General features: G+C 72.9%; 14 protein-coding genes. 4 read left to right on the top strand and 10 right to left on the bottom strand.

The genetic code is table 11. The features are described 5' to 3' along the window. Nucleotides 1-206 precede the first annotated feature (206 nt). Nucleotides 207-1,967, top strand: a complete 1,761-nt coding sequence (locus AC3IYI_RS11075) for a carbohydrate-binding module family 20 domain-containing protein (RefSeq protein ID WP_489410011.1) — start codon at nt 207-209, stop codon at nt 1,965-1,967. A gap of 41 nt (nt 1,968-2,008) precedes the next feature. Then, nucleotides 2,009-7,378 carry a pullulanase-type alpha-1,6-glucosidase gene (gene pulA / locus AC3IYI_RS11070; RefSeq protein ID WP_489410010.1) on the top strand — a complete coding sequence of 1,790 codons (5,370 nt, stop codon included), beginning with the start codon at nt 2,009-2,011 and terminating at the stop codon, nt 7,376-7,378. 21 nt (nt 7,379-7,399) lie between these two features. Here pulA and AC3IYI_RS11065 read toward each other — a convergent pair whose 3' ends face one another. The 7 genes from AC3IYI_RS11065 to AC3IYI_RS11035 all read right to left on the bottom strand — a co-directional run bounded on the left by AC3IYI_RS11065 (nt 7,400) and on the right by AC3IYI_RS11035 (nt 14,361). Beyond that, entirely contained in the window at nt 7,400-7,945 is a 546-nt protein-coding gene (locus AC3IYI_RS11065) for a GNAT family N-acetyltransferase (protein ID WP_489410009.1), read from the bottom strand. A gap of 39 nt (nt 7,946-7,984) precedes the next feature. Then, entirely contained in the window at nt 7,985-8,743 is a 759-nt protein-coding gene (locus AC3IYI_RS11060; RefSeq protein ID WP_489410008.1) for a TetR/AcrR family transcriptional regulator, read from the bottom strand. A gap of 35 nt (nt 8,744-8,778) precedes the next feature. Further along, a complete protein-coding gene (locus AC3IYI_RS11055) occupies nt 8,779-9,828 on the bottom strand; it encodes a PDR/VanB family oxidoreductase (protein ID WP_489410007.1) in 1,050 nt (349 codons plus the stop codon). Next, a complete protein-coding gene (locus AC3IYI_RS11050) occupies nt 9,825-10,727 on the bottom strand; it encodes a metal-dependent hydrolase (protein ID WP_489410006.1) in 903 nt (300 codons plus the stop codon). Before AC3IYI_RS11050 ends, AC3IYI_RS11055 begins: the two co-directional genes overlap by 4 nt. Before the next feature lie 111 nt (nt 10,728-10,838). Beyond that, nucleotides 10,839-12,767 (bottom strand): hypothetical protein, encoded by a 1,929-nt coding sequence (locus AC3IYI_RS11045; protein ID WP_489410005.1) that lies wholly within the window; start codon nt 12,765-12,767, stop codon nt 10,839-10,841. 65 nt (nt 12,768-12,832) lie between these two features. Further along, complete coding sequence (locus AC3IYI_RS11040) at nt 12,833-13,648, bottom strand: tyrosine-protein phosphatase (protein ID WP_489410004.1); 816 nt, start codon at nt 13,646-13,648, stop codon at nt 12,833-12,835. A gap of 80 nt (nt 13,649-13,728) precedes the next feature. Further along, nucleotides 13,729-14,361 carry a rhomboid-like protein gene (locus tag AC3IYI_RS11035; protein WP_489410003.1) on the bottom strand — a complete coding sequence of 211 codons (633 nt, stop codon included), beginning with the start codon at nt 14,359-14,361 and terminating at the stop codon, nt 13,729-13,731. Nucleotides 14,362-14,427: 66 nt separating this feature from the next. Between AC3IYI_RS11035 and AC3IYI_RS11030 the strand changes: the two genes are divergently transcribed. Together AC3IYI_RS11030 and AC3IYI_RS11025 are read left to right on the top strand one after the other, a co-directional pair. After that, a complete protein-coding gene (locus AC3IYI_RS11030; RefSeq protein WP_489410002.1) occupies nt 14,428-15,192 on the top strand; it encodes a hypothetical protein in 765 nt (254 codons plus the stop codon). Nucleotides 15,193-15,271: 79 nt separating this feature from the next. Beyond that, entirely contained in the window at nt 15,272-16,765 is a 1,494-nt protein-coding gene (locus AC3IYI_RS11025; protein ID WP_489410001.1) for a PepSY-associated TM helix domain-containing protein, read from the top strand. A gap of 77 nt (nt 16,766-16,842) precedes the next feature. On the opposite strand, the gene AC3IYI_RS11020 is transcribed toward AC3IYI_RS11025, so the two are convergent. The 3 genes from AC3IYI_RS11020 to glnII all read right to left on the bottom strand — a co-directional run bounded on the left by AC3IYI_RS11020 (nt 16,843) and on the right by glnII (nt 20,987). After that, complete coding sequence (locus AC3IYI_RS11020; protein WP_489410000.1) at nt 16,843-18,654, bottom strand: serine/threonine-protein kinase; 1,812 nt, start codon at nt 18,652-18,654, stop codon at nt 16,843-16,845. Between the two features lie 154 nt (nt 18,655-18,808). Then, a complete protein-coding gene (locus AC3IYI_RS11015) occupies nt 18,809-19,426 on the bottom strand; it encodes a winged helix-turn-helix domain-containing protein (RefSeq protein ID WP_489409999.1) in 618 nt (205 codons plus the stop codon). 541 nt (nt 19,427-19,967) lie between these two features. Further along, entirely contained in the window at nt 19,968-20,987 is a 1,020-nt protein-coding gene (gene glnII, locus AC3IYI_RS11010; protein WP_422522132.1) for a glutamine synthetase, read from the bottom strand. Nucleotides 20,988-21,116 lie beyond the last annotated feature (129 nt).

The following is a 21,116-nucleotide window of genomic DNA, read 5'->3' as shown; positions in this document are numbered from 1 at the left end:
CAACGCGGGCTGTGGGTCGTCGCCCGCGAAGATCTGGGCGCCGGTCCGGCGAGGGGTTCGGCAAGACACCTGACGGAAACGATTCTGCAATCTCTTGCGCAAGGTCTTGCAGTGGTCCCGCCGGGGACCTACGGTCGCTGCAATCCCCAACTCGGCCGTGACCGGCCCCACCCGGTCCTGTGCCTCTCCGCCAGGAGGAACACCGCATGCCCACCCGTGCCCGCGCCGCCAGAGCCGCCGCCGCGCTGCTTTCCGTATCCGCCGTCACCGCCGTGGCCGCCTTCGCCGTCGTCGGCGGGCCCGCCCCCGAGGCGCGTGCCGCCGCCCCAGGTGAGAAGGACGTCACCGCCGTCATGTTCGAGTGGCGGTTCGATGCCGTGGGCAAGGCCTGCGGGGAGAGCCTCGGGCCCGCCGGGTACGGCTACGTCCAGGTGTCGCCCCCGCAGGAGCACGTCCAGGGGGCCCAGTGGTGGACCTCGTACCAGCCCGTCAGCTACAAGATCGCCGGGCGGCTGGGTGACCGTACCGCCTTCAAGGCCATGGTCGACGCCTGTCACGCCGCCGGCGTGAAGGTCGTCGCCGACTCCGTCGTCAACCACATGGCGGCGGGGGATGGGGTGGGGACGGGGGGTAGTTCGTACACGAAGTACAACTACCCGGGCGTCTACTCCGGCGGCGACATGGACGACTGCCGGTCCTCGATATCGAACTACGGCGATCGCGGGAACGTCCAGAACTGCGAGCTCGTACAGCTCGCCGACCTGGATACGAGTGAGGACTACGTGCGTGGCCGCATCGCCGGTTACCTCAACGACCTGCTCTCCCTCGGTGTCGACGGCTTCCGGATCGATGCCGCCAAGCACATGCCGGCCGCCGACCTCGCCAACATCAAGTCGCGGATGTCGAACCCGAATGCCTACTGGAAGCAGGAGGCGATCCACGGCGCGGGGGAGGCGGTCTCGCCGAGCGAGTACCTCGGCAACGGCGACGTGCAGGAGTTCCGGTACGCGCGGGACCTGAAGCGGGTCTTCCAGAGCGAGAACCTCGCCTACCTGAAGAACTTCGGGGAGGCGTGGGGGCACATGCCCTCCGGGCAGTCCGCCGTCTTCGTCGACAACCACGACACCGAGCGCGGCGGCGACACCCTCAGCTACAAGGACGGGTCCTCCTACACGCTCGCCAGTGTCTTCATGCTCGCGTGGCCCTACGGTTCGCCCGACGTGCACTCCGGCTACGAGTGGACCGACCGGGATGCCGGACCGCCCAACGGCGGCGCCGTGAGCGCCTGTTACGCCGACGGGTGGAAGTGCCAGCACGCCTGGCGGGAGATCTCCTCCATGGTCGGCTTCCACAACTCCGCGCGCGGCCAGGCCGTCACCGACTGGTGGGACAACGGGGGAGACCAGATCGCCTTCGGTCGCGGGGCCAAGGCGTACGTGGCGATCAACCACGAGGGTTCGGCGCTGACCCGGACGTTCCAGACCTCCCTCGCGGGCGGCGACTACTGCGACGTGCAGAGCGGCCGCACGGTGAGCGTGGACTCCGCCGGGCGGTTCACCGCCACCCTCGGGGCCGGGACGGCCGTCGCCCTGCACGTCGGCGCCCGCGGGTGCGGCGCCACCTCCACCCCGAGCCCGACTCCGACCTCGACGCCCACCCCGACTCCCACCGCCACCGCCGGTGCTTCCTTCGCCGTCAGCGCCACCACCGTCGTCGGCCAGAACATCTACGTCACCGGCGACCGCGCCGAGCTCGGCAGTTGGAACACCGCCGCCGCGCTCAAGCTCGACCCGGCCGCCTATCCCGTCTGGAAGCTCGACGTCACGCTCCCGCCCGGCACGGTCTTCGCGTACAAGTACGTCCGCAAGGACGCCGCCGGGAACGTCACCTGGGAGAGCGGAGCCAACCGCTCCGCCACGGTCCCCGCCAACGGCAAGGTCACGCTGACCGACACCTGGCGCAACTGACCCGCCCGCCCCACCCCGTCCCGCACCCGAGGAGATCCGCCTTGATACGCCCCGCCCTCGCCGGCGCCGCGGGAGTGCTCGCCGCCACCCTGGCCGTGACGCTCCTGCCCGCCCTGCCAGCCGCCGCGGCGGCCGCCGCCAAGGCGCCACCGGCCCCGCCGTCCGACGCCAAGCTGGCCGCCGAGTCCGCGCGGCACGACCTGACCCGGGAGCAGTTCTACTTCGTGCTCCCGGACCGGTTCGCGAACGGCGACCCGCGCAACGACCGGGGCGGGCTGACCGGCTCCCGGCTGGAGACCGGCCTGGACCCGACGGACAAGGGCTTCTACCAGGGCGGTGACCTCAAGGGGATCACCGACCGGCTGGACTACATCAAGGGGCTCGGCACCACCGCCATCTGGATGGCGCCGATCTTCAAGAACCAGCCGGTGCAGGGGACGGGCAAGGACGTCTCGGCCGGCTACCACGGCTACTGGATCACCGACTTCACCCAGGTCGACCCGCACTTCGGGACCAACGCCGATCTGGAGCGGCTGATCGACAAGGCGCACGGGAAGGGAATGAAGGTCTTCTTCGACGTCATCACCAACCACACCGCCGACGTCGTCGACTACCGGGAGGCGTCCTACGGGTACCTGTCGAAGGGCGCCTTCCCCTACCTGACCAAGGGCGCAGAGCCGTTCGACGACTCGGACTACAGCGACGGAAAGGGGAAGTTCCCGAAGACCGACGGCGACTCCTTCCCCCGCACCCCCTTCGTCCCGGCGGCGAAGAAGAACCTGAAGGTCCCCGCCTGGCTCAACGACCCGACGATGTACCACAACCGGGGCGACTCCACCTTCGCCGGGGAATCCTCCGACCAGGGCGACTTCTTCGGCCTCGACGACCTGTGGACCGAGCGTCCCGAGGTGGTGGAGGGGATGGAGAAGATCTACGAGAAGTGGGTCGAGGAGTTCGACGTCGACGGCTTCCGGATCGACACCGTGAAGCACGTCGACACCGGCTTCTGGACCCAGTGGGCCACCGCCCTCGACGCGTACGCCGCCCGGCAGGGCCGCAAGGACTTCTTCATGTTCGGCGAGGTCTACTCCGCCGACACCGCGATCACCTCCCCGTACGTGACGCGGGGCCGACTGGACGCCACCCTCGACTTCCCGCTCCAGGAGGCGATCCGCTCGTACGCCGCCCAGGGCGCGGAGGCCGGGCGGCTGGCCTCCGTCTTCGGCGACGACTACCGCTACACCACCGACAAGGCAAACGCCTACGAACAGGTCACCTTCCTCGGCAACCACGACATGGGCCGATTCGCTCACTTCCTGAAGCAGGACCGGCCGGGGGCGGGGGAACAGGAGCTGCTGGACCGGTACCGGCTGGCCAACGAGCTGATGTTCCTCTCCCGGGGCAATCCGGTGATCTACTCCGGAGACGAGCAGGGCTTCACCGGCGCGGGCGGGGACAAGGACGCCCGCCAGCCCCTCTTCGCCTCCCGGGCGGCCGACTACCTGGACGACGACCAGCTCGGAACAGTGCGCACACATGCGAGCGATGCTTACGATCCGGAGCACCCGCTCTACGAGCAGATCAGTGCTCTCGCGAAGCTGACCAAGGACCACCCGGCCCTCCGGGACGGCGTCCAGAGTGAACGTTTCTCCGACGGTTCGGCCTACGCCTTCGCCCGCACCGACACCCGCACGCGCACCGAATACCTGGTCGCGGCCAACAACGCCACCGAGCCCCGCACCATCGACCTCGACGCCCCGGCCGGCGTCCAGTACGCCGCCCTCTACGGCGGCACGGCCACGCTGATCCGCTCCTCCGCAGCCGGCAAGCTCACCGTCACCCTCCCGGCCCTCGGCTCCGTGGTCCTCCAGGCCACCACCCCTACCGCCAAGCCCACCACCAAGCCCGCCCTCACCCTCAAGGCCCCGGCCCCCGGCGCCACCGGCACCGTCGAGCTCTCGGCCGAGGTCACCGGCGACCCCCTGAGCCGGGTCGTCTTCGCCGCCCAGACCGGCACCGGCACGTGGCAGGTCCTCGGCTCCGCCGACCACGCCCCGTACAAGGTCACCCAGTTCATCGGCGCCGACGTGGCCGCCGGCACCCCGCTGCGCTACAAGGCCGTGGTCGTCGACTCCGCCGGCCGCACCGCGAGCGCCCTCGCCGCATCGGCCACCGGCCAGACCCCGCCCGCCGAGGTCCCCACCGCCACCCAGCGCGACTACGCGATCGTCCACTACAACCGCCCCGACGGCGACTACACGAACTGGCGCCTCTACGCCTGGGGCGACCTCGCCGAGGGCGAAGCCACCCCCTGGCCCGCCGGCCACGACTTCACCGGCCGCGACGCCTACGGCGCCTTCGCCCACGTCAAGCTGAAGCCCGGGGCGAGCAGCGTCGGTTACCTCGTCATCGACAAGGACGGCACCAAGGACGTCGCCGCCGACCGCACCATCGACGTGACGAAGACCGGCGAGATCTGGCTGGAACAGGGCAAGGAGCCCGCCCGCACCGAGCGCCCCGCCTACCCGCCGCAGGACCAGTCGAAGGCCGTCCTGCACTACCAGCGCCCCGACGGCGCCTACGAGGGCTGGGGCCTGCACGTCTGGACCGGAGCGGCCACGCCCACCGACTGGTCCAAGCCGGTGCTCCCCACCCGCACCGATTCCTACGGCGCCGTCTACGAGGTCCCCCTCGCCGCCGGAGCCACCAGCCTCAGCTACATCCTCCACAAGGGCGACGAGAAGGACCTCCCCTCCGACCAGTCCCTCGACCTGAAGAGCAACGGGCACGAGGTGTGGATGCTGGGCGGCAAGGAGAAGTACCTCCTTCCGCAGCCCGCCGGCAGCGCCGCCGCCCTGGACCTCACCAAGGCCCAGGCCGTGTGGATCGACCGCGACACCGTCGCCTGGAACGCCCCGCCCGCCGCTGCCTCCCTCCAGCTCCTCGCCTCCCGCGAAGGCGCCGTCAAGGCGGAGAACGGCACCCTGACCGGCCGGGCCCAGTGGCTCCGGCTGGCGAAGACCGAGCTGAGCGCCGCCCAGAAGCAGAAGTACCCGCACCTGGCCGCGTACGCCGCCTACACGGTCGACCCGCGCGACCGGGACCGCGTCCGCGACGCCCTGCGCGGCCAGCTCGTGGCCAGTGCCCGCGCCGCCAACGGCGCCGTCCTCGCCGCCACCGGGGTGCAGCTCGCCGGGGTCCTCGACGACCTGTACACGACCGGCTCCGCGCTCGGCCCCGTCTTCAAGGACGGCCGCCCCACCCTGTCCGTATGGGCCCCGACCGCCCAGCAGGTCGCCCTCGAACTCGACGGCCGCACCGTCCCGATGCGCCGCGACGACGCCACCGGCGTCTGGTCGGTGCGCGGCGACCGCGACTGGACCGGCAAGCGCTACCGCTACGCCGTCACCGTCTGGGCCCCCAGCACCGGCCAGGTGGTCCGCAACCTGGTCACCGACCCGTACTCCACCGCCCTGACCACGGACTCCGCGTACAGCCTGGCCGTGGACCTCGCCGATCCGAAGCTCGCCCCGCCCGGCTGGCGCGAGCTGAAGAAGCCCGCGCCCGTCCCCTTCACCTCCGCGCAGATCCAAGAGCTGCACATCCGCGACTTCTCGGTCGCCGACCGCACCACCACCCACCCCGGCCAGTACCTGGCCTTCTCGGACACCGGCTCGGCGGGCATGCGCCACCTGCGCGACCTGGCCGCCGCCGGCACCTCGTACGTCCACCTGCTGCCCGCCTTCGACATCGGCACGATCCCCGAGAAGCCCGGGGACCGCACCGAACCCGCCTGCGACCTGTTGGTCTACGCCCCCGACTCCGAGGAGCAGCAGGCCTGCGTGGCCGCCGCGGCCGCGAAGGACGCGTACAACTGGGGCTACGACCCGCTGCACTACACGGTCCCCGAGGGCTCGTACGCGAGCGACCCGAACGGCACGGCCCGCACGGTGGAGTTCCGCCGCATGGTGCAGTCCCTGAACGGCGCGGGCCTGCGCACGGTCATGGACGTGGTCTACAACCACACCGTGGCCGCCGGCCAGTCCGACAAGTCGGTGCTCGACCGCATCGTCCCCGGCTACTACCAGCGGCTGCTGGCCGACGGCTCCGTCGCCACCTCCACCTGCTGCGCCAACACCGCCCCCGAGAACGCCATGATGGGCCGCCTCGTCGTCGACTCGGTGGTCACCTGGGCCAAGCAGTACAAGGTCGACGGCTTCCGCTTCGACCTCATGGGCCACCACCCGAAGGCCAACATCCTGGCCGTGCGCGCCGCCCTCGACGCGCTGACGCCGCAGAAGGACGGGGTCGACGGGAAGAACATCGTCCTCTACGGGGAGGGCTGGAACTTCGGCGAGGTCGCGAACGACGCCCGCTTCGTGCAGGCCTCGCAGCAGAACATGGCCGGCACCGGGATCGCCACCTTCTCCGACCGCGCCCGCGATGCGGTCCGCGGCGGCGGCCCCTTCGACGAGGACCCGCGCGTCCAGGGCTTCGCCTCCGGCTTGTTCACCGCCCCCAACGCCTCCCCGGCGAACGGCACCCCGGAGCAGCAGCGCGTCCGGCTCCTCCACGACCAGGACCTGATCAAGGTCGGGCTGACCGGCAACCTCGCCGCGTACGCCTTCACGGACTCCACCGGCCGCAAGGTCAAGGGCGCCGAGGTGGACTACAACGGGGCCCCGGCCGGGTACGCGGCGGCCCCCGGCGACGCGCTCGCGTACGTCGACGCCCACGACAACGAGACGCTCTTCGACGCCCTGGCGTTCAAGCTCCCGGAGGGCACCCCGGCGGCCGACCGGTCCCGCACGCAGGTCCTGGCCATGTCCGTGGCCGCCCTCTCCCAGGGCCCGGCCCTCTCCCAGGCGGGCACGGACCTGCTCCGCTCCAAGTCCCTGGACCGCAACTCCTACGACAGCGGGGACTGGTTCAACGCCATCCACTGGGACTGCAAGGACGGCAACGGCTTCGGCCGCGGCCTGCCCCCGGCGGCCGACAACCGCTCGAAGTGGCTTTACGCGAAGCCCCTGCTGGCCGCGCCCGCACCCGGCTGCGCCGAGATCGGCGGCGCCTCGGCCGCGTACCGGGACCTGCTGAAGATCCGTACGACGGAACCGGCCTTCGCCCTCACCACCACCGAGGCGGTCCAGGCGAAGCTGGCCTTCCCCCTCTCGGGATCCGAGGAGACCCCGGGCGTGATCACGATGACCCTGGGCGACCTGGTGGTGGTCTTCAACGCCGCTCCCACCGCCCTGACCCAGCGGGTCCCGGCCCTCGCGGGCACGGCCTACGCCCTGCACCCGGTCCAGGCCTCGGGCGCGGACCCGGTGGTCCGGCAGGCGGCCTACGACCCGGCGAAGGGGGAGTTCGCCGTCCCGGCCCGCACGGCGGCGGTCTTCAAGCGGGGGTGACCCGTCAGGGCGGGGTGCGGGTCAGGCCGAGTTGACCAGAGTGAGCTGGTCCAGCCGCTTCTCCAGCAGGATCACCCCGTACACCCGCCCGTCCTTGCCCTCCTTGTGGGGGAACTCCCCGACCACCCGGTAGCCCGCGGACTGGTAGTACGCGACCAGCCGGGGGTTCGTGGAGACGCAGTCCAGCCGCGCCCGTTCGCGGCCGGCCTTGGCGATGCGCCGCTCGAAGTGTTCGAGCAGCCGCCGGCCGGCCCCGGCGGGCGCGGCCTCGCGTTCGACCATGAGCCGGTGCACGTAGCCGGCCACGGGCGGCTGGACGCCCCAGGCGTCCTCGTCGGACCACCACAGCTCGTACGCCCCGACGGCGTGCCCGTTGCCGTCCGAGGCGATCCACACCTCGCCCCCGCGCATGACCGCCCGGAAGTGCGCGGGGTCCTTCTCGCCGGGCTTCCACTGCTCGATCCCGTGCGCGGCCATCCAGCGGGCGGCCTGGTCGTAAAGCGCCACCAGCGTGCCGGCGTCCTTCTCCTCGGCCTGCCGGAACACGATCCCGTCGTCAATGATCACGCGGGCATTATTGCGCACCATTCGATCAAGGACGGTCCGTCACCGCGGACCGGGCACCGAGGGGCCGGATCCCGTGTGGCCGGATCCCGTGGGGCCGGGTCCTTGGGGGACGAGGGCCACCAGCCGCCCCACCAGTTCCCCGAACGGCCCGTCGGCCGGCTCGTCCACGAGGATCCGTACGAGGATCCCCGCCATCTCCGCGTCGTAGGCGGCGCTCACCGCGGCCAGCGCCGCGAAATCGTGCACCAGCTGCAACTCCAGCTCGGCGCGCGGGATCCGCCGGCCGTCCAGCCAGATCAGCGCCGTCGACTCGGCCAGCGACACCCACGAGCGCACCACGAGCTCCAGCCGGGCGGGCGGAGCCTTCAGGCCGACGCCCAGGTGCGTGAGGATCTGCTCGTACGCCGCCTGGCGCACCTCGTCGATCATCGCGTTGGCCCGGCTGCTGCCGACCGCAGGACCGCCCCGCATCAGCGCCGAGAAACCGGGCCCGTGCTCGTCGACGAAGGCGAAGAACCGCCCCATGACCCGGAGCAACCGCGCCCCGAGCGGCCCCTCCCGGGGCTCCACGAACCGCAGCGCGAGCTCGTCGGCCGCCCGCCGCAGCGCAGCCTCGTAGAGGCTCAGCTTGCCGGGAAAGTAGTGGTAGACGAGCGGCCGCGATATCCCCGCGGCCGCCGCGATCTCGTCGATGGACACATCGTCGGGCGACCGGTGGCTGAACAGCTCCAGCGCCACCCCGATCAGCTGCTGCCGCCGCTCCTCGACACCCATCCTGCGCCGCACCCCGGTTGTCATGCGGACACCCTACTGCGCACCCCCGCAGGGGCCCCCTACAGGTCCAGGACGAGGCGGTCCGAGGCCGCGCGGGAGACGCACAGGAGCATGGAGTCCTCGCGTTCGCCATCCGTGAGGAGGGTGTCGCGGTGGTCGACGTCCCCCGCCAGGACCCGGTGTTGGCACGTGCCGCAGAAGCCCTGCTCGCAGGAGTACGGGGTGTTGGGGAGCTCCCGCCGCACGGCGGTCAGCGCGGATTCCGTCGCCGCCACCTCCACGACCCGGCCCGATCGGCGGAGTTCCACCGTGAAGGGCTTCGCGTCCCCGCCCGCGGCCGCCGGGGCGAACCGCTCCAAGTGGACCGGGGTGCCCGACGGCGCGGCCGCTTCGACCGCCGCCATCAGGGGGGCCGGGCCGCAGCAGTAGACCGGGGTCTGCGGGCCGAGCGCGCCGAGCACGCTCAGGTCGGGGAGGCCCGCCTCGTCCTCGGGGACGACCGTGACCCGGTCCCCGTACCGCGCGAGTTCGGCCAGGAAGGGCATCGAGGCCCGCGAGCGGCCCCCGTAGAGCAGGGTCCAGTCCGCGCCGGCCGCCGTCGCCGCCCGGAGCATCGGGAGGACCGGGGTGATGCCGATCCCGCCCGCGACGAACGCGTAGGACGGGGCCGGGACGAGGGGGAAGCGGTTGCGGGGCGGGCGGACCGGGAGCTCCGCGCCCTCCACCAGCTGGGCGTGCACCTCGCGCGAGCCGCCGCGGCCGTCCTCCACGAGCCGGACCGCGATCGTGTAGCGGCCCCGGTCGGAGGGGTCGCCGCACAGGGAGTACTGGCGGACCAGCCCCGAGGGGAGCTGCACGTCCAGGTGCGCGCCCGGGGCCCACTCCGGGAGTTCCGCCGATTCCAGCGTCAGGGACAGCACCCCGTCCGCCGGCTCGGTACGGGAGACGATCAGCGCCGGGATCCACCGGCGCGGCGAGTACCCCGAGACCGGGGTCTCCAGCGCGGGCAGCGGCCACAGCGGCGATCCGGAGTCGATGCGCCGGCCGATCGCCCGCTTCGCCAGCCATGCGGCGCCCGCGAGCGCGGTCACCGTGAGGGCGCGCCTCATCGGTGGCCACCGCCGTTCGCGCCGGGGGAGGAGGCCAGGTAGGCGACGGCCTGCGCCGTGGAGCCCTCCTGCGAGGGGTGGTAGGTGCGCGAGAGGTACGTCGGGATCGACTTCAGCATCGCGCCCGTGGACGGCAGGGTCCCCTTGCGGCCCGAGCGGTAGAACTGGCGCACCGATGCCTTGGACCCGGGCGGGAGTCCGGGATCGTGTTCCATGAAGTAGCGCGATCCGCGCTGCCACAGGAAGACCAGCGCCGTGAAGGCGGTGGCCCAGGTGCGCGCCCGGCGGCGGTAGTTGCCGTCCAGGTGCATGAACAGGTCGAAGGCCACCGACCGGTGCTCGACCTCCTCCGCGCCGTGCCAGCGCAGCAGGTCCAGCATCACCGGGTCCGCGCCGCGCCGGTCCAGCTCGTCGGCGTTGAGCACCCAGTTGCCCAGGAAGGCCGTGTAGTGCTCGATCGCGGCGATCATCGCCACGCGCTCCATCAGCCACCACTTGCGGGCCGCGCCCGGCGGCAGCGTCCGGTCGCCGAGCAGCTTCTCGAAGAGCCAGTCGATCTGCGCCGTGTAGGGCGTCGGGTCCAGACCCAGCCGCTTGAGGTGGGGGAGCACGTCGTCGTGCGCGCTCGCGTGCATGGCCTCCTGGCCGATGAACCCGACGACGTCCTCGCGCAGCCGCTCGTCCGTGATGTACGGGAGCACCTGCTTGTAGACGTGCACGAACCAGCGCTCGCCCGCCGGGAGCAGCAGGTGCAGCACGTTGATGGTGTGGTTGGCGAAGGGGTCGCCGGGCAGCCAGTGGAGCGGGGTGTCCTCCCAGGAGAAGGACACGTTCCGGGCCTTCAGATCTATGTGCTCCGACGCCACGGGGGCGGGCGACGCGGGCGGCGTATTAGACATGGCGTCAATGTACTGATGGGTAGAGGGGAGGGAAACCCCTCTACCACCACTTCCTGCGGGCCCTGTGCGGGCCGGCCGGGCCGGGTCAGGCCGGGTCGGGCGGGGCCGGGGCTACCTCAACACCCCTGCCTTCGAGCCGTCCGTGAGCTTGCCCGTCAGCTCCACCTGCGCCCCCGCCGGAGCCTTCACCGCCAGCCGGTTGCCCACCGCGACCCCGCTCACCTGGCCGCCGCCCACGGTCAGCGAAGCGAACTGCGCGCTGCCCGCAGCCAGTACGTACCACTGCCCGGCCTTCGACTTCCACAGCACCCCGGCCAGCACCCGCGGCTCCCGCGGCCCGCACGCCGGCGAGCCCTCGGCCTTCGCCGCCTGCGCCGCCAGCGGCGCGCCCGGCGCCAGGAACTGCGCCTGCACCCGGTCCGCCGTGCCCTGCCAGGTCTCCGCCCGGGTGCACAGCCAGGTCGCCGTGCCGTCGCCCTCGGGCAGCGGCTGCTTCGCGTACGTCCACGCGTTCACCGTGCGCACCCCGTGCGAGCGCACCGAAGGCAGCAGGCACGCGATCCGCGACCAGTCGCCCAGCTCCGCGCCCTCCGTCACGTTCCGCTCGGCGCCCGGCGCCCCCGAGGTCAGCCGGGCCGGGGTCAGCTCGCCCAGGTCGGTGATCAGCCGGGTCGCGCCGTCACCGGTCAGGGCCAGGGCGTTCCAGCTCGTACACGTGCCGTCCGGGGCGGGACTCGGCACCGGCGGAGTGACCCCCTCCGCCGTCAGCTCGAGTCCCGTCGGGGCGTCCCCCGGCTTCAGCAGGTCCCGCCGCGTCGCGCCCGTCACCCACGGCGCCGCCAGGTAGCGGACGTTGCCGTCGACCCGGCTGAGCACCAGGGCCGCCGCCGTGTCCGCCGAGGCGCCGTCGGTCCGGGCGAAGTCGAGGGCGGCGATGTCGGTGCCGGAGCGCGGTTCGGCGTACCGCGCCACGCGCAGGCCGTCGTAGAGCAGGACCACGACGGCCTGGTCCACGGTCCCGGCGAACAGCAGCTGCGGGGGCCCCATCGGCGGCCCGGACGGGGTGCCGGGGGTGGCCGAGACCACGACCGAGCGGCCCGGCCGGGCCCAGACGGCCAGCGCCCGCCGCAGCAGCGCGGCATCGTCGACGCGGTCCCCGCGCGCGGGCCAGCCGGAGTAGTCGGTCCGCGAGGACGTGCCCCAGACCGTGGGCGCGACCCGGACCAGCTGCCCGGGATCCAGGGCCTGCTCCGCCGCCGCGTTCCTCGCGTAGAGCGGAGCGGCGGCCCCGTCGGCCCCCCACCCGCCGCCGGGCAGCGCGAGCAGCACCCCGCACACGGCGAGGGCGGCCCCGGCGGCGATCCCGGCCCGCACGAGCCGGCGGCGGCGCAGCAGGTCGGTGGGCCGGGCCTGCAGCACGCAGGGGTCGAACTCGGGGGAGGCGAACAGCTCGTCGGTCGACGGATCCCCCGACTCCGCGACGGCGGCGGCCGGATTGGCCACCCCCGCCTCGGTCAGCACCCGCAGCACCTCCGGCTCGGGCAGCCGCTCCAGCGCCCGCAGGACGCACGCGGCCCGGCCCGGCCCGTCGAGGGTGGCCAGCCACTGGTCGAGCGCCAGCTCCTCGGCCCCGCCCGAGCGCGGGAACAGCCGCAGCCCCCACACCTGGGGCAGCAGCGGCGGCAGCTGGGCCCGCCGGGGCAGCGCGCGGAACGTCACCGGGATCCCGGCTTCCAGGGCGGACCGCAGCACGCGCAGCCGCACGTACGCATACCCGGACTCGGCCCCCGCCCCGCCCCGCTGCCCCGGAACCCCGCCCTGCACCGCGGCCTGCGCGGCGGCCGTGCCGTCCCGCCGCCCGCGCGGCAGGGCGCGCTGGGCCAGCGAGTGGGCGGTGAGCACCCGCCGATGGCGGCCGAGGGCGGGCGGCAGCACCAGATAGGCCAGCCGCACCAGCCGGGGATAGTGCTCGACGATGGCGGCCTCGGCCTGCTCGACATCGGGCGGGAGGGGGCGGGTGGCGGTATCCGGCGCAGTCACGTTCAGCAGAACGAGCGAATGGTCGGATGGTCACCCGGTCCCAGCGCGCGCGTTCGGATCAATCCCTACGCGATCAGGCGGGCGCGCAGCGCCTCGACCGTTTCGTCCGGGACGCCGAGGCCCTCGCGGACGTACTTCTCCATCGAGCCGTAGCGCGTGTTCACCTCGTCCAGCGCGGCCTCCAGGTAGGAGGGGAAGACGCCGATCAGCGCCAGCGCGATGTCCGGGTCGCCGCCGGCCGCCGTGAAGCCCTCGATCATCGGGGCGAAGGCGATCCGCACCGCCGGGTTGACCGACAGGTACTCGCTCATCAGCGTCTCGTCGTCGGCGCCGAGCAGCGACAGGACCACGGTCGCGCCCCAGCCCGTACGGTCCTTGCCCGCCGTGCAGTGGAAGAGCACCGGCCCGGACTGCGGGTCGGCGAGCTCGGTGAGCAGCAGCCGGTACGCGGCCTGCGCCGAGGCGGAGCTCACCAGCGAGCGGTAGATGCCGGCGAACAGGGCCTGCGCCTTGCCGCCGCCCAGGTGCTCCTCGGCGACCACCGGGTCGGACAGGAGGTCCTTGAGCTGGGCGGCGGGGATCTTCCCCGGGCCGCCGTTGCCCGGGCTGTCGGCGGACATCTTGTCGGCCAGGGCGTCGGCTATGAGCAGCCGGGCGCCGGCCGGTACGCGGTCGGGGTGGTCGCCGCGCTCGGCGCCGGAACGGAAATCGATGACGGTCCCGATGCCCAGCGCGGCCACCGCGCGGTCGACGTCGAGGTCGAGCCGGTCGAGCTGGCCGGAGCGCAGCGCCAGGCCCGTGCGGACGCGGCGGCCGTCGGCGAGCGGGGTACCGCCGAGGTCCCGGAGGTTGGCGACGGTCGTGGCGGGGGTGGCGGTCATCGTGGCGGCTCCAACGTGCTCAGAGAAGTGTGCTCAGAGAAGTGTGATCAGAGAATCGAATGATCCGAGAAGGGGACGGATCAGGACGAAGCACGCTGGATGACGCGTGTCATCCCTATGATTTTCGGAGATTTCGCTCCGGAAAGGTAATCGGCGGCCAGCGAGACCCCGAGGCCGAGCCCCAGGGCCACCAGGTGCCCGGCGTCGGTGAAGGTCCGCTCCCGCCGCAGCACCGGCCGGACGGCGAGTGCCAGCAGCCCGACCCGGGCGGTGGTGCGCACCGGCCCGCGCGGGAGCGCCGAGGTCAGCGCGCCGAGCACGGTGTTGAACCCGTAGCTGGTGCCCACGTCCACCGCCCGCCGGGTCCGGGGGTCGGCCGTCCGGCGGAGCACCCCGTAGACCAGAAGGGTGGCCGTCACGTGCCCGAAGAGGAAGGCCGCCGCCGTCCACCAGGCCCCGTAGGCGTACTCGGCGTACCCGAGGACGGCCGCCAGCAGGAGCGCGTACGGCAGCGGCATCGGCTCCTCGACGAGGAAGGCGCTGGCCGGCAGGGTCTCCCAGCGGCCGGCGTCCAGGTTGTCGGCGTTGGTGGAGCAGCGGCGCAGCAGCCGCTCCCGCACCGCAGGATCCAGCCGCTCCAGGGCGTGGGCCCCGAGCTGGACCGTGCCCGCGTACACCGCGCTCAACGGGACCGTCAACGGCAGGGGGCTCATCGGACCATGATCGGCCACGGGGGCGCCGTTCGGCGAGGCGGGGGGCCGTGGCAGCATTCCCAGGTCATGACACACAGCCCCGCGCCGATGCGCGCCACGCGGGCCGCGCTCTTCGCGGCGGTGGCCGTCGCACTGGGTGCGGTGGGGCATTCGTACATGTCCGGTACGGACCTTCCGGCATTGGTGCTTCTGTCCGCATTCGGGCTGACCGGAGGGCTCGCCTGGCTCTCCGCCGGGCGCCGGCGCGGACCGCTCTCCATCGCAGCGGCGCTGCTCGCCGTACAGGCGGTCCTGCACCTCCTCTTCTCCGCCTCGGCGGGCGGCCGTCATCAGGCGGGTGCGGGGGCGGGTGCGGGCATGGGCATGGGCGCGGATGCCGGCATGGAGGGCGCGGCCGCCGACGCCGTGCACGGCATGCACGCCATGGACGGCATGAGCGGCATGGAGGGCATGCGCGCCATGGACGGCTTGGCCGGGATGGGTGAGATGGCCGCCGGTCACGCCCATGACGGGCTCGGCATGGTCGCCGCGCACGCCCTCGCCGGGCTGTTCTGCGCGCTCTGGCTGGCCTGGGGCGAGGCCGCCGTCTTCCGGCTCGCCGCCGCCCTCGCGGCCGGGGCGCTGCTCGCCGCCCGGCCGCTCTCCCGGGTCCTCGCCCTGCTCCGGGCGCGCGGGATCCCCGTACCGCCGTCGAGGGCGCTGCGGCCCGCCCGGTACGAGCGACCGCGCACCCTGCGCGGTGCCGTGCACGCGCACACCGCCGAGCGGCGCGGGCCGCCCGCGCGCGGACGGATCCGTATCACGGCCCCCGGCCGTCCTGCCCGCGCCTGACCGAACGGCGCACTCCCCGGAAAGGGGGGCGAGACCTGGGGCCGCTCACCCATGTCTTCGCCAACACCTAGGAACACCCATGTCTCTCGACGAGGCCGTCGTCCGCGCAGCGGACCCCGACGCACCCGAAACCGAAACCGAAACCGAAACCGAAACCGGAACCGATTCCGGGTCCGCCCCCGCCCACGCGCCCGGCACCTGGGCCGCCCTGCGGCCGCTGCTCCTGCGCCTGCACTTCTACGCCGGGCTGCTGATCGCCCCGCTCCTGCTCGTCGCCGCCACCACCGGGCTGCTCTACGCGGGCTCCTGGCAGGCCGAGAAGATCCTCTACGCCGACCAGCTGACGGTCGACCGCGTCGGCGCGAGCGCGCAGCCGCTCAGCGCCCAGGTCGGCGCGGCCGCGAAGGCCGCGCCCCAGGGCACGGTGACGGCCGTCTGGCCCGCGCCCGAGGCGGATGCCACCACCCGGGTGATCATGGAGAGCCCGGGACTCGCCGAGGGCGAGACCCTCACCGTGTTCGTCGATCCGTATACGGCCGAGGTCCGCGGGAAGCTCACCACCGTCGGGGACGCGCTGCCGTTGCGGGCCTGGCTGAGCGAGTTCCACGCCAGCCTCCACCTGGGGGAGTTCGGCCGGAACTACAGCGAGCTCGCCGCGAGCTGGCTGTGGGTGGTCGCGCTCGGCGGGCTCGCGCTGTGGACCGGCCGCAAGCGCGCCCGTAAGGCCGCCCTCGTCGTGCCGGAACGCACGGCGACGGGCCGCCGCAAGACCCTGTCCTGGCACGGCTCCGTCGGCGTCTGGATCGCGGTCGGCCTCGTCGGCCTCTCCGCCACCGGCCTGACCTGGTCGAGGTACGCCGGCGAGAACATCGGCGAACTCAAGGACGGCCTCGGCGGGGGCACCCCGGCCGTGGCCGCCAAGCTCCCCGGCGCCCCCGCCGCCGACGCGGGCGGCGAGCACGCCGGGCACGGCGCGGCCGGCGGAACCCAGCAGGCGGTGCCCGCCCCGGCGGCGCCGGTCGATGTAATCGGCCTCGACGGAGCGGTGGCGGCGGCCCGGTCCGCCGGGGTCACCGAGTCGCTGCGGATCACCCTGCCCGCGCAGGGCAAGGGGTACGTGGTCAAGGAGCAGGACAAGCAGGTGCCGGTGCACCTGGACGCGGTCGCCGTGGACCCCGCCGACGGCCGGGTCATGGACGAACTCCGCTTCGCCGACCACCCGATGCTCGCCCAGCTGACCCGCTTCGGCATCGACCTGCACATGGGCCTGACCTTCGGGCTCGCCAACCAGCTGGCCCTGGCCGCGCTGGCGGTCCTGGTGATGTTCATGGTCGTCTGGGGCTACCGCATGTGGTGGCTGCGCCGCCCGACCAAGGAGCGCGCCCTCTCGGCCGGCCGCCCCCAGCCGCGCGGTGCGTGGCGGAAGCTGCCGGTGACGCTGCTGCTCCCGCTGGCCGCGGCGACGGCCGTCGTGGGCTGGTTCCTGCCGATGCTCGGCATCAGCCTGCTGGTGTTCCTGGCGGGCGACCTGGTGCTGGGCTTCGCCGCGTCGCGGCGCACGGCGAAGGCCTAGGAGCCAGCGCCGGCGCCGAGGTCTGGATCACCGTCCGTGGGCCCGGGCCTCCTCCTGAGGAGCCCGGGCCCACGGCGTCAGCCGATCTTCCAGAGGGTGAGTGCGGTGACGTAGTCGGGTACGGGGCGGAAGCCCCCCTTGTGGGGCACCACCTCGGTGATGCGGAGCATCGCCAGGTTCCCGTCGCTGGTGACCGTGCACAGCACGGTGCCCTTCGTGAGCTCCTTGCCCTGCTCGAGCTGGTCACTTGTCAGCTTGGAGGCCAGGGCGTTGGTGGCGACGGCGTCCTTGCACTCCTCCGGCGTGCTGCCCGGGCTCTTGCCCGTGGCCGTCTGGAAGACCAGGCCCGCGTCGCTCCAGTCGTGGTAGGTGAGCTCCATGTCCCGGTCCTCGCCGATCTCCCCGTTGGGAACGACCTTCGGAGCGTCCAGGTCGACGTGGGTTCCGGTGCTGGAGGAGGGCGCGCGCAGGGTCAGGGGCTTGTCCTGGAAGACCACCGTGTACGCGGCCTTCGGCGCGGCGGAGGCCGAGGCCGAGGTCTTCGGCGCGGAGGAGGCCTTGGCCGGGTCCGGTGATCCGGACGCGGGCGCGGCCGGCGTCTCCTGCCGGGCGGCGGGCGCCTTCGCGTCGTCCTTGGAGTCGTCCTCGTCCAGCAGCCAGACCGTGCCGGCTCCCGCGAGGACGGCCGCGACGAGGGAGGCGGCGACGAGCCCGCCCCGGAACCCCTTCGGAGCCGGAGCCGGGGCCGAGACCGGCGGTACGGACGTCGGGTGGCTCGGCCGCGGCGGCTGCGGCTGAGGCTGCGGCTGCCCCGGCGGCCCGGCGGGCCGGGGCGGTGCGAACGCCGTGTCCGCGTCGTGGACCCGGGCGGCGGCGCCGGATGAGACCCCGGTCCCCGCTCCCGTACCGGCCGGGCCGAACCCGCCGCCGGCCGCTGCGGCACCGGTGTCCGCGACCGTGGGCGCCGGCGGGTTCGCCGCGGCCCGTACCCGGCGGGCGATCTCCTGCCCGACCGGCTCCGGAAGCCAGTCCGAGAAGTCGCCCAGCGGCCGTCCGGCGGCCAATTCACACAGTGCGGCGAGCTCGTCCGTGCCGATCCGCTCCGCCGGGTCCGCCGTCAGGCAGCGCTCCAGCAGCGGCCGCAGTTCGGCCGGGTAGCCGCTCAGGTCCGGAGGCAGCCGGTCGGTGTTGGCGATCCGCACGCCGAGGGCCGTGGCTCCGCCGGTCCCGTAGGGATGCCGCCCGGTGGCCGCGACCGCGGCGATGAGCCCGACCGCGAACAGGTCGCTCGCGGTGGTGACCTCGGCGCCCAGAGCGTGTTCGGGGGACATGTACTGCGGGGTGCCGATGACACCGCCGGTGCGGGTGAGCTGCGTACTGTCGGCGGCCCGGGCGATCCCGAAGTCGATGACGTACGGCCCGGCCGCGCCGAGCAGCAGGTTGGCGGGCTTCAGGTCCCGGTGCACGACCCCCGCGGCGTGGATGGAGCCGAGGGCCCGGGCCGTGCAACCGATCAACTGGAAGACCGTGCTCAGCGGAAGCGGACCGTAGGCGCTGAGGGCGTCGTGCAGCGACAGCCCGGGTACGAACTCCGAGGCGAGCCAGGGCAGGGCGCCCGTGGTGTCGTGGTCGAGGACCGGTACGAGGTGGTAGCCCTGCACCCGGCGCGCGGCCCGCACCTCCTGCTCGAACCGGCTGCGGAAGTCCGGGTCCTGCCCGAACTCCCGGCGGATCAGCTTCAGTGCGACCGGCTGCCCGCCGCGCGTGTGCGAGAGGTAGACGGTGCCCATGCCGCCCTCGCCGATCCGGGCGATCAGCCGGTATCCGGCGGTCTCGCGGGGGTCCTGGGGCTCAAGTGGGGCAAGTACGCTGCCGGTTCCGATGGTCACGACGGAAAAGCCTACGACAGGAACGGGGCCTGATCAGCACGGATGTGCGAGGAAGTCCCCTTTGCGGCAGGTCGAGTTGATCAATCCGTCCACCCGCCGCCCGGACGGGCCCGCACTCCCACTCCCTCGCGTGAGCACGGGCCCGCCGTCCCGGTCAGGGGGCGTACTTGTACCCCACCCGGCGTACGGTCTGGATGGCTCCGCGGTGGGCGGCGCCCAGCTTGCGGCGCAGCCGCGCGACGTGGACGTCGACCGTGCGGCCGTCGCCGACGTGGCCGTAGCCCCAGACGGTGGTCACCAACTGGTCGCGGCTGTGCACCCGGTGCGGGTGCGCGACCAGGTGGGCCAGCAGCTCGAACTCCAGGTAGGTCAGGTCCAGGACCTCGCCGTCCACCTCGGCCGTGCGCTGCGCGGGGTCGATGCGGACCAGGGCGTCGCCGGTGACGGCCGCCGCGCCGGGCGCGGGGGCGGAGGGGGCGGAGGGGACGGAGGCGGCGGGAACGGACCGCGGGGAGAAGGCGGTCGGCGGCTGCTGATCGGCCGGTACGAGCACCAGGTAGCCGATCATCGGAGGCTGGCCCGGCAGGGTCGGCAGGGTGTGCGGGGGAGCGGGCAGCCAGGTGGCGCCGGGCGGCAGGAAGTCAACGACGCGGGCCACCTCGTCGCGGTCCACGGCCCGCAGGCGGTGGCGCGGACTGGGCGGGAACGCCGGGTAGGTCAGGGGAGGGGTCGCAGCGGAGGCGGCAGAAGCGTAGGAACGGGTGTTCGCCATGAGTGGTCAGCTCTTTCACGCGGAGTGGTCGGCAGGAGACGTACGTAAAGGCGTCGTCTTGTGTCGTACCGCGCAGACCGAAGGCCTCGGGGAAGGTCGGTTGGAGTCCCGGAGGCTTTAGAGGGCCGGCGCGTTCTTCGCGCGGCAACACACCCGGTCGAAATCATGATCCTGACGGGAAGGCCAGAACGGCTCGAGGTCGCTGCGACCGGTCGAGGTGTGCGGGTAGCTGGCCATGACCCCATTCAAGCAGATGCGGGGGCGCCGGGGCAGGCCCCGTCTCACCTGATGGAGCGGAATCCCATATTCCGTGATCATGCCCTGAACGCACCATGGCAATCCCGACAAACCGTCACCCGCCCGGCCGCCTCCTCCAGTCCGTCTCCATCGCCCGTATTGCATCGTGGGCGGATCCGTCCCACAGATCCGTCCCACGGATCCGTCCCACGGAAGCGCCGTCGGGCGCCACCGACAGCACGGCGCCCGCCCTCCCGAGGGGGAGGACGGGCGCCGGGATGGTGTCAGGGGCGGCCGGCCGGGATCAGACCAGGCCGTCCTTCTCCAGGGCGGTGCAGCAGGTGTCCGTGATGAGGCGGGTCACCACGTACGGGTCCACGTTCGCGTTCGGGCGGCGGTCCTCGATGTAGCCCTTGCCGTCCTTCTCGACCTGCCACGGGATGCGGACGGAGGCGCCGCGGTCCGAGACGCCGTAGCTGTACTCGTTCCACGGGGCGGTCTCGTGCAGGCCCGTCAGGCGCTCGTCGATGCCGGCGCCGTAGTTCTTGACGTGGTCCAGCGGCTTGCTGCCCTCACCGAGGGACTCGGCCGCGGAGATGATCGCGCGGTAGTCCTCGCGCATCGCCTTCGTGGAGAAGTTGGTGTGCGCGCCCGCGCCGTTCCAGTCGCCCTTGACCGGCTTCGGGTTCAGCGTCGCGGAGACGTTGAAGTCCTCGGCGGTGCGGTAGAGCAGCCAGCGCGCGATCCACAGCTGGTCGGAGACCTCCAGCGGGCCGACGGGGCCGACCTGGAACTCCCACTGGCCGGGCATGACCTCGGCGTTGATGCCGGAGATCGCCAGGCCCGCCGCGAGGCAGTGGTCCAGGTGCTTCTCGACGATGTCGCGGCCGAAGATCTCGTCCGAGCCGACGCCGCAGTAGTAGCCGCCCTGCGCGGCCGGGAAGCCGTTGACCGGGAAGCCGAGCGGGCGGGCGCCGTCGAAGAAGGTGTACTCCTGCTCGATGCCGTAGATCGGCTCCTGAGCGGCGAACTTCTCGGCGATCGGACGCAGCAGGGCGCGGGTGTTCGACTCGTGCGGGGTCATGTCGATGTTCAGGACCTCGCACAGGACGAGGACGTTGTCGCCGCCGCGGATCGGGTCCGGGCAGGTGAACACCGGCTGCAGTACGCGGTCGGAGGCGTGGCCCTCGGCCTGGTTGGTGCTCGAACCGTCGAAGCCCCAGATCGGCAGCGCGTCGCCATCCGCCATGATCTTGGTCTTGGAACGCAGCTTCGCCGTCGGCTCGGTTCCGTCGATCCAGATGTACTCAGCCTTGTAGCTCACGGGCCCCATCCTTCGGTGCGTCGCTCCGGCGCAGACTCTGCGGGTGCTGCGCTGCGTCCTGCGGATCGCGTACGGCGGTTCACGTCCCTGTGGCTCGCGTACTGCGAAATTCGTTCTGCGGTGTAGACC

The organism is Streptomyces sp. GL_148, assembly GCF_057834205.1.
The sequence above is the reverse complement of the archived record's forward strand: the minus strand, read 5'-3'. Positions and strand labels throughout refer to the sequence as shown.

Coding starts and splice junctions, on each gene's coding strand:
- AC3IYI_RS11075 (WP_489410011.1), top strand. CDS start 207: ATGCCCACCCGTGCCCGCGCCGCCAGAGCCGCCGCCGCGCTGCTTTCC.
- AC3IYI_RS11060 (WP_489410008.1), bottom strand. CDS start 8,743: ATGACAACCGGGGTGCGGCGCAGGATGGGTGTCGAGGAGCGGCGGCAG.
- AC3IYI_RS11055 (WP_489410007.1), bottom strand. CDS start 9,828: ATGAGGCGCGCCCTCACGGTGACCGCGCTCGCGGGCGCCGCATGGCTG.
- AC3IYI_RS11050 (WP_489410006.1), bottom strand. CDS start 10,727: ATGTCTAATACGCCGCCCGCGTCGCCCGCCCCCGTGGCGTCGGAGCAC.
- AC3IYI_RS11040 (WP_489410004.1), bottom strand. CDS start 13,648: ATGACCGCCACCCCCGCCACGACCGTCGCCAACCTCCGGGACCTCGGC.
- AC3IYI_RS11035 (WP_489410003.1), bottom strand. CDS start 14,361: ATGAGCCCCCTGCCGTTGACGGTCCCGTTGAGCGCGGTGTACGCGGGC.
- AC3IYI_RS11030 (WP_489410002.1), top strand. CDS start 14,428: ATGACACACAGCCCCGCGCCGATGCGCGCCACGCGGGCCGCGCTCTTC.
- AC3IYI_RS11025 (WP_489410001.1), top strand. CDS start 15,272: ATGTCTCTCGACGAGGCCGTCGTCCGCGCAGCGGACCCCGACGCACCC.
- AC3IYI_RS11015 (WP_489409999.1), bottom strand. CDS start 19,426: ATGGCGAACACCCGTTCCTACGCTTCTGCCGCCTCCGCTGCGACCCCT.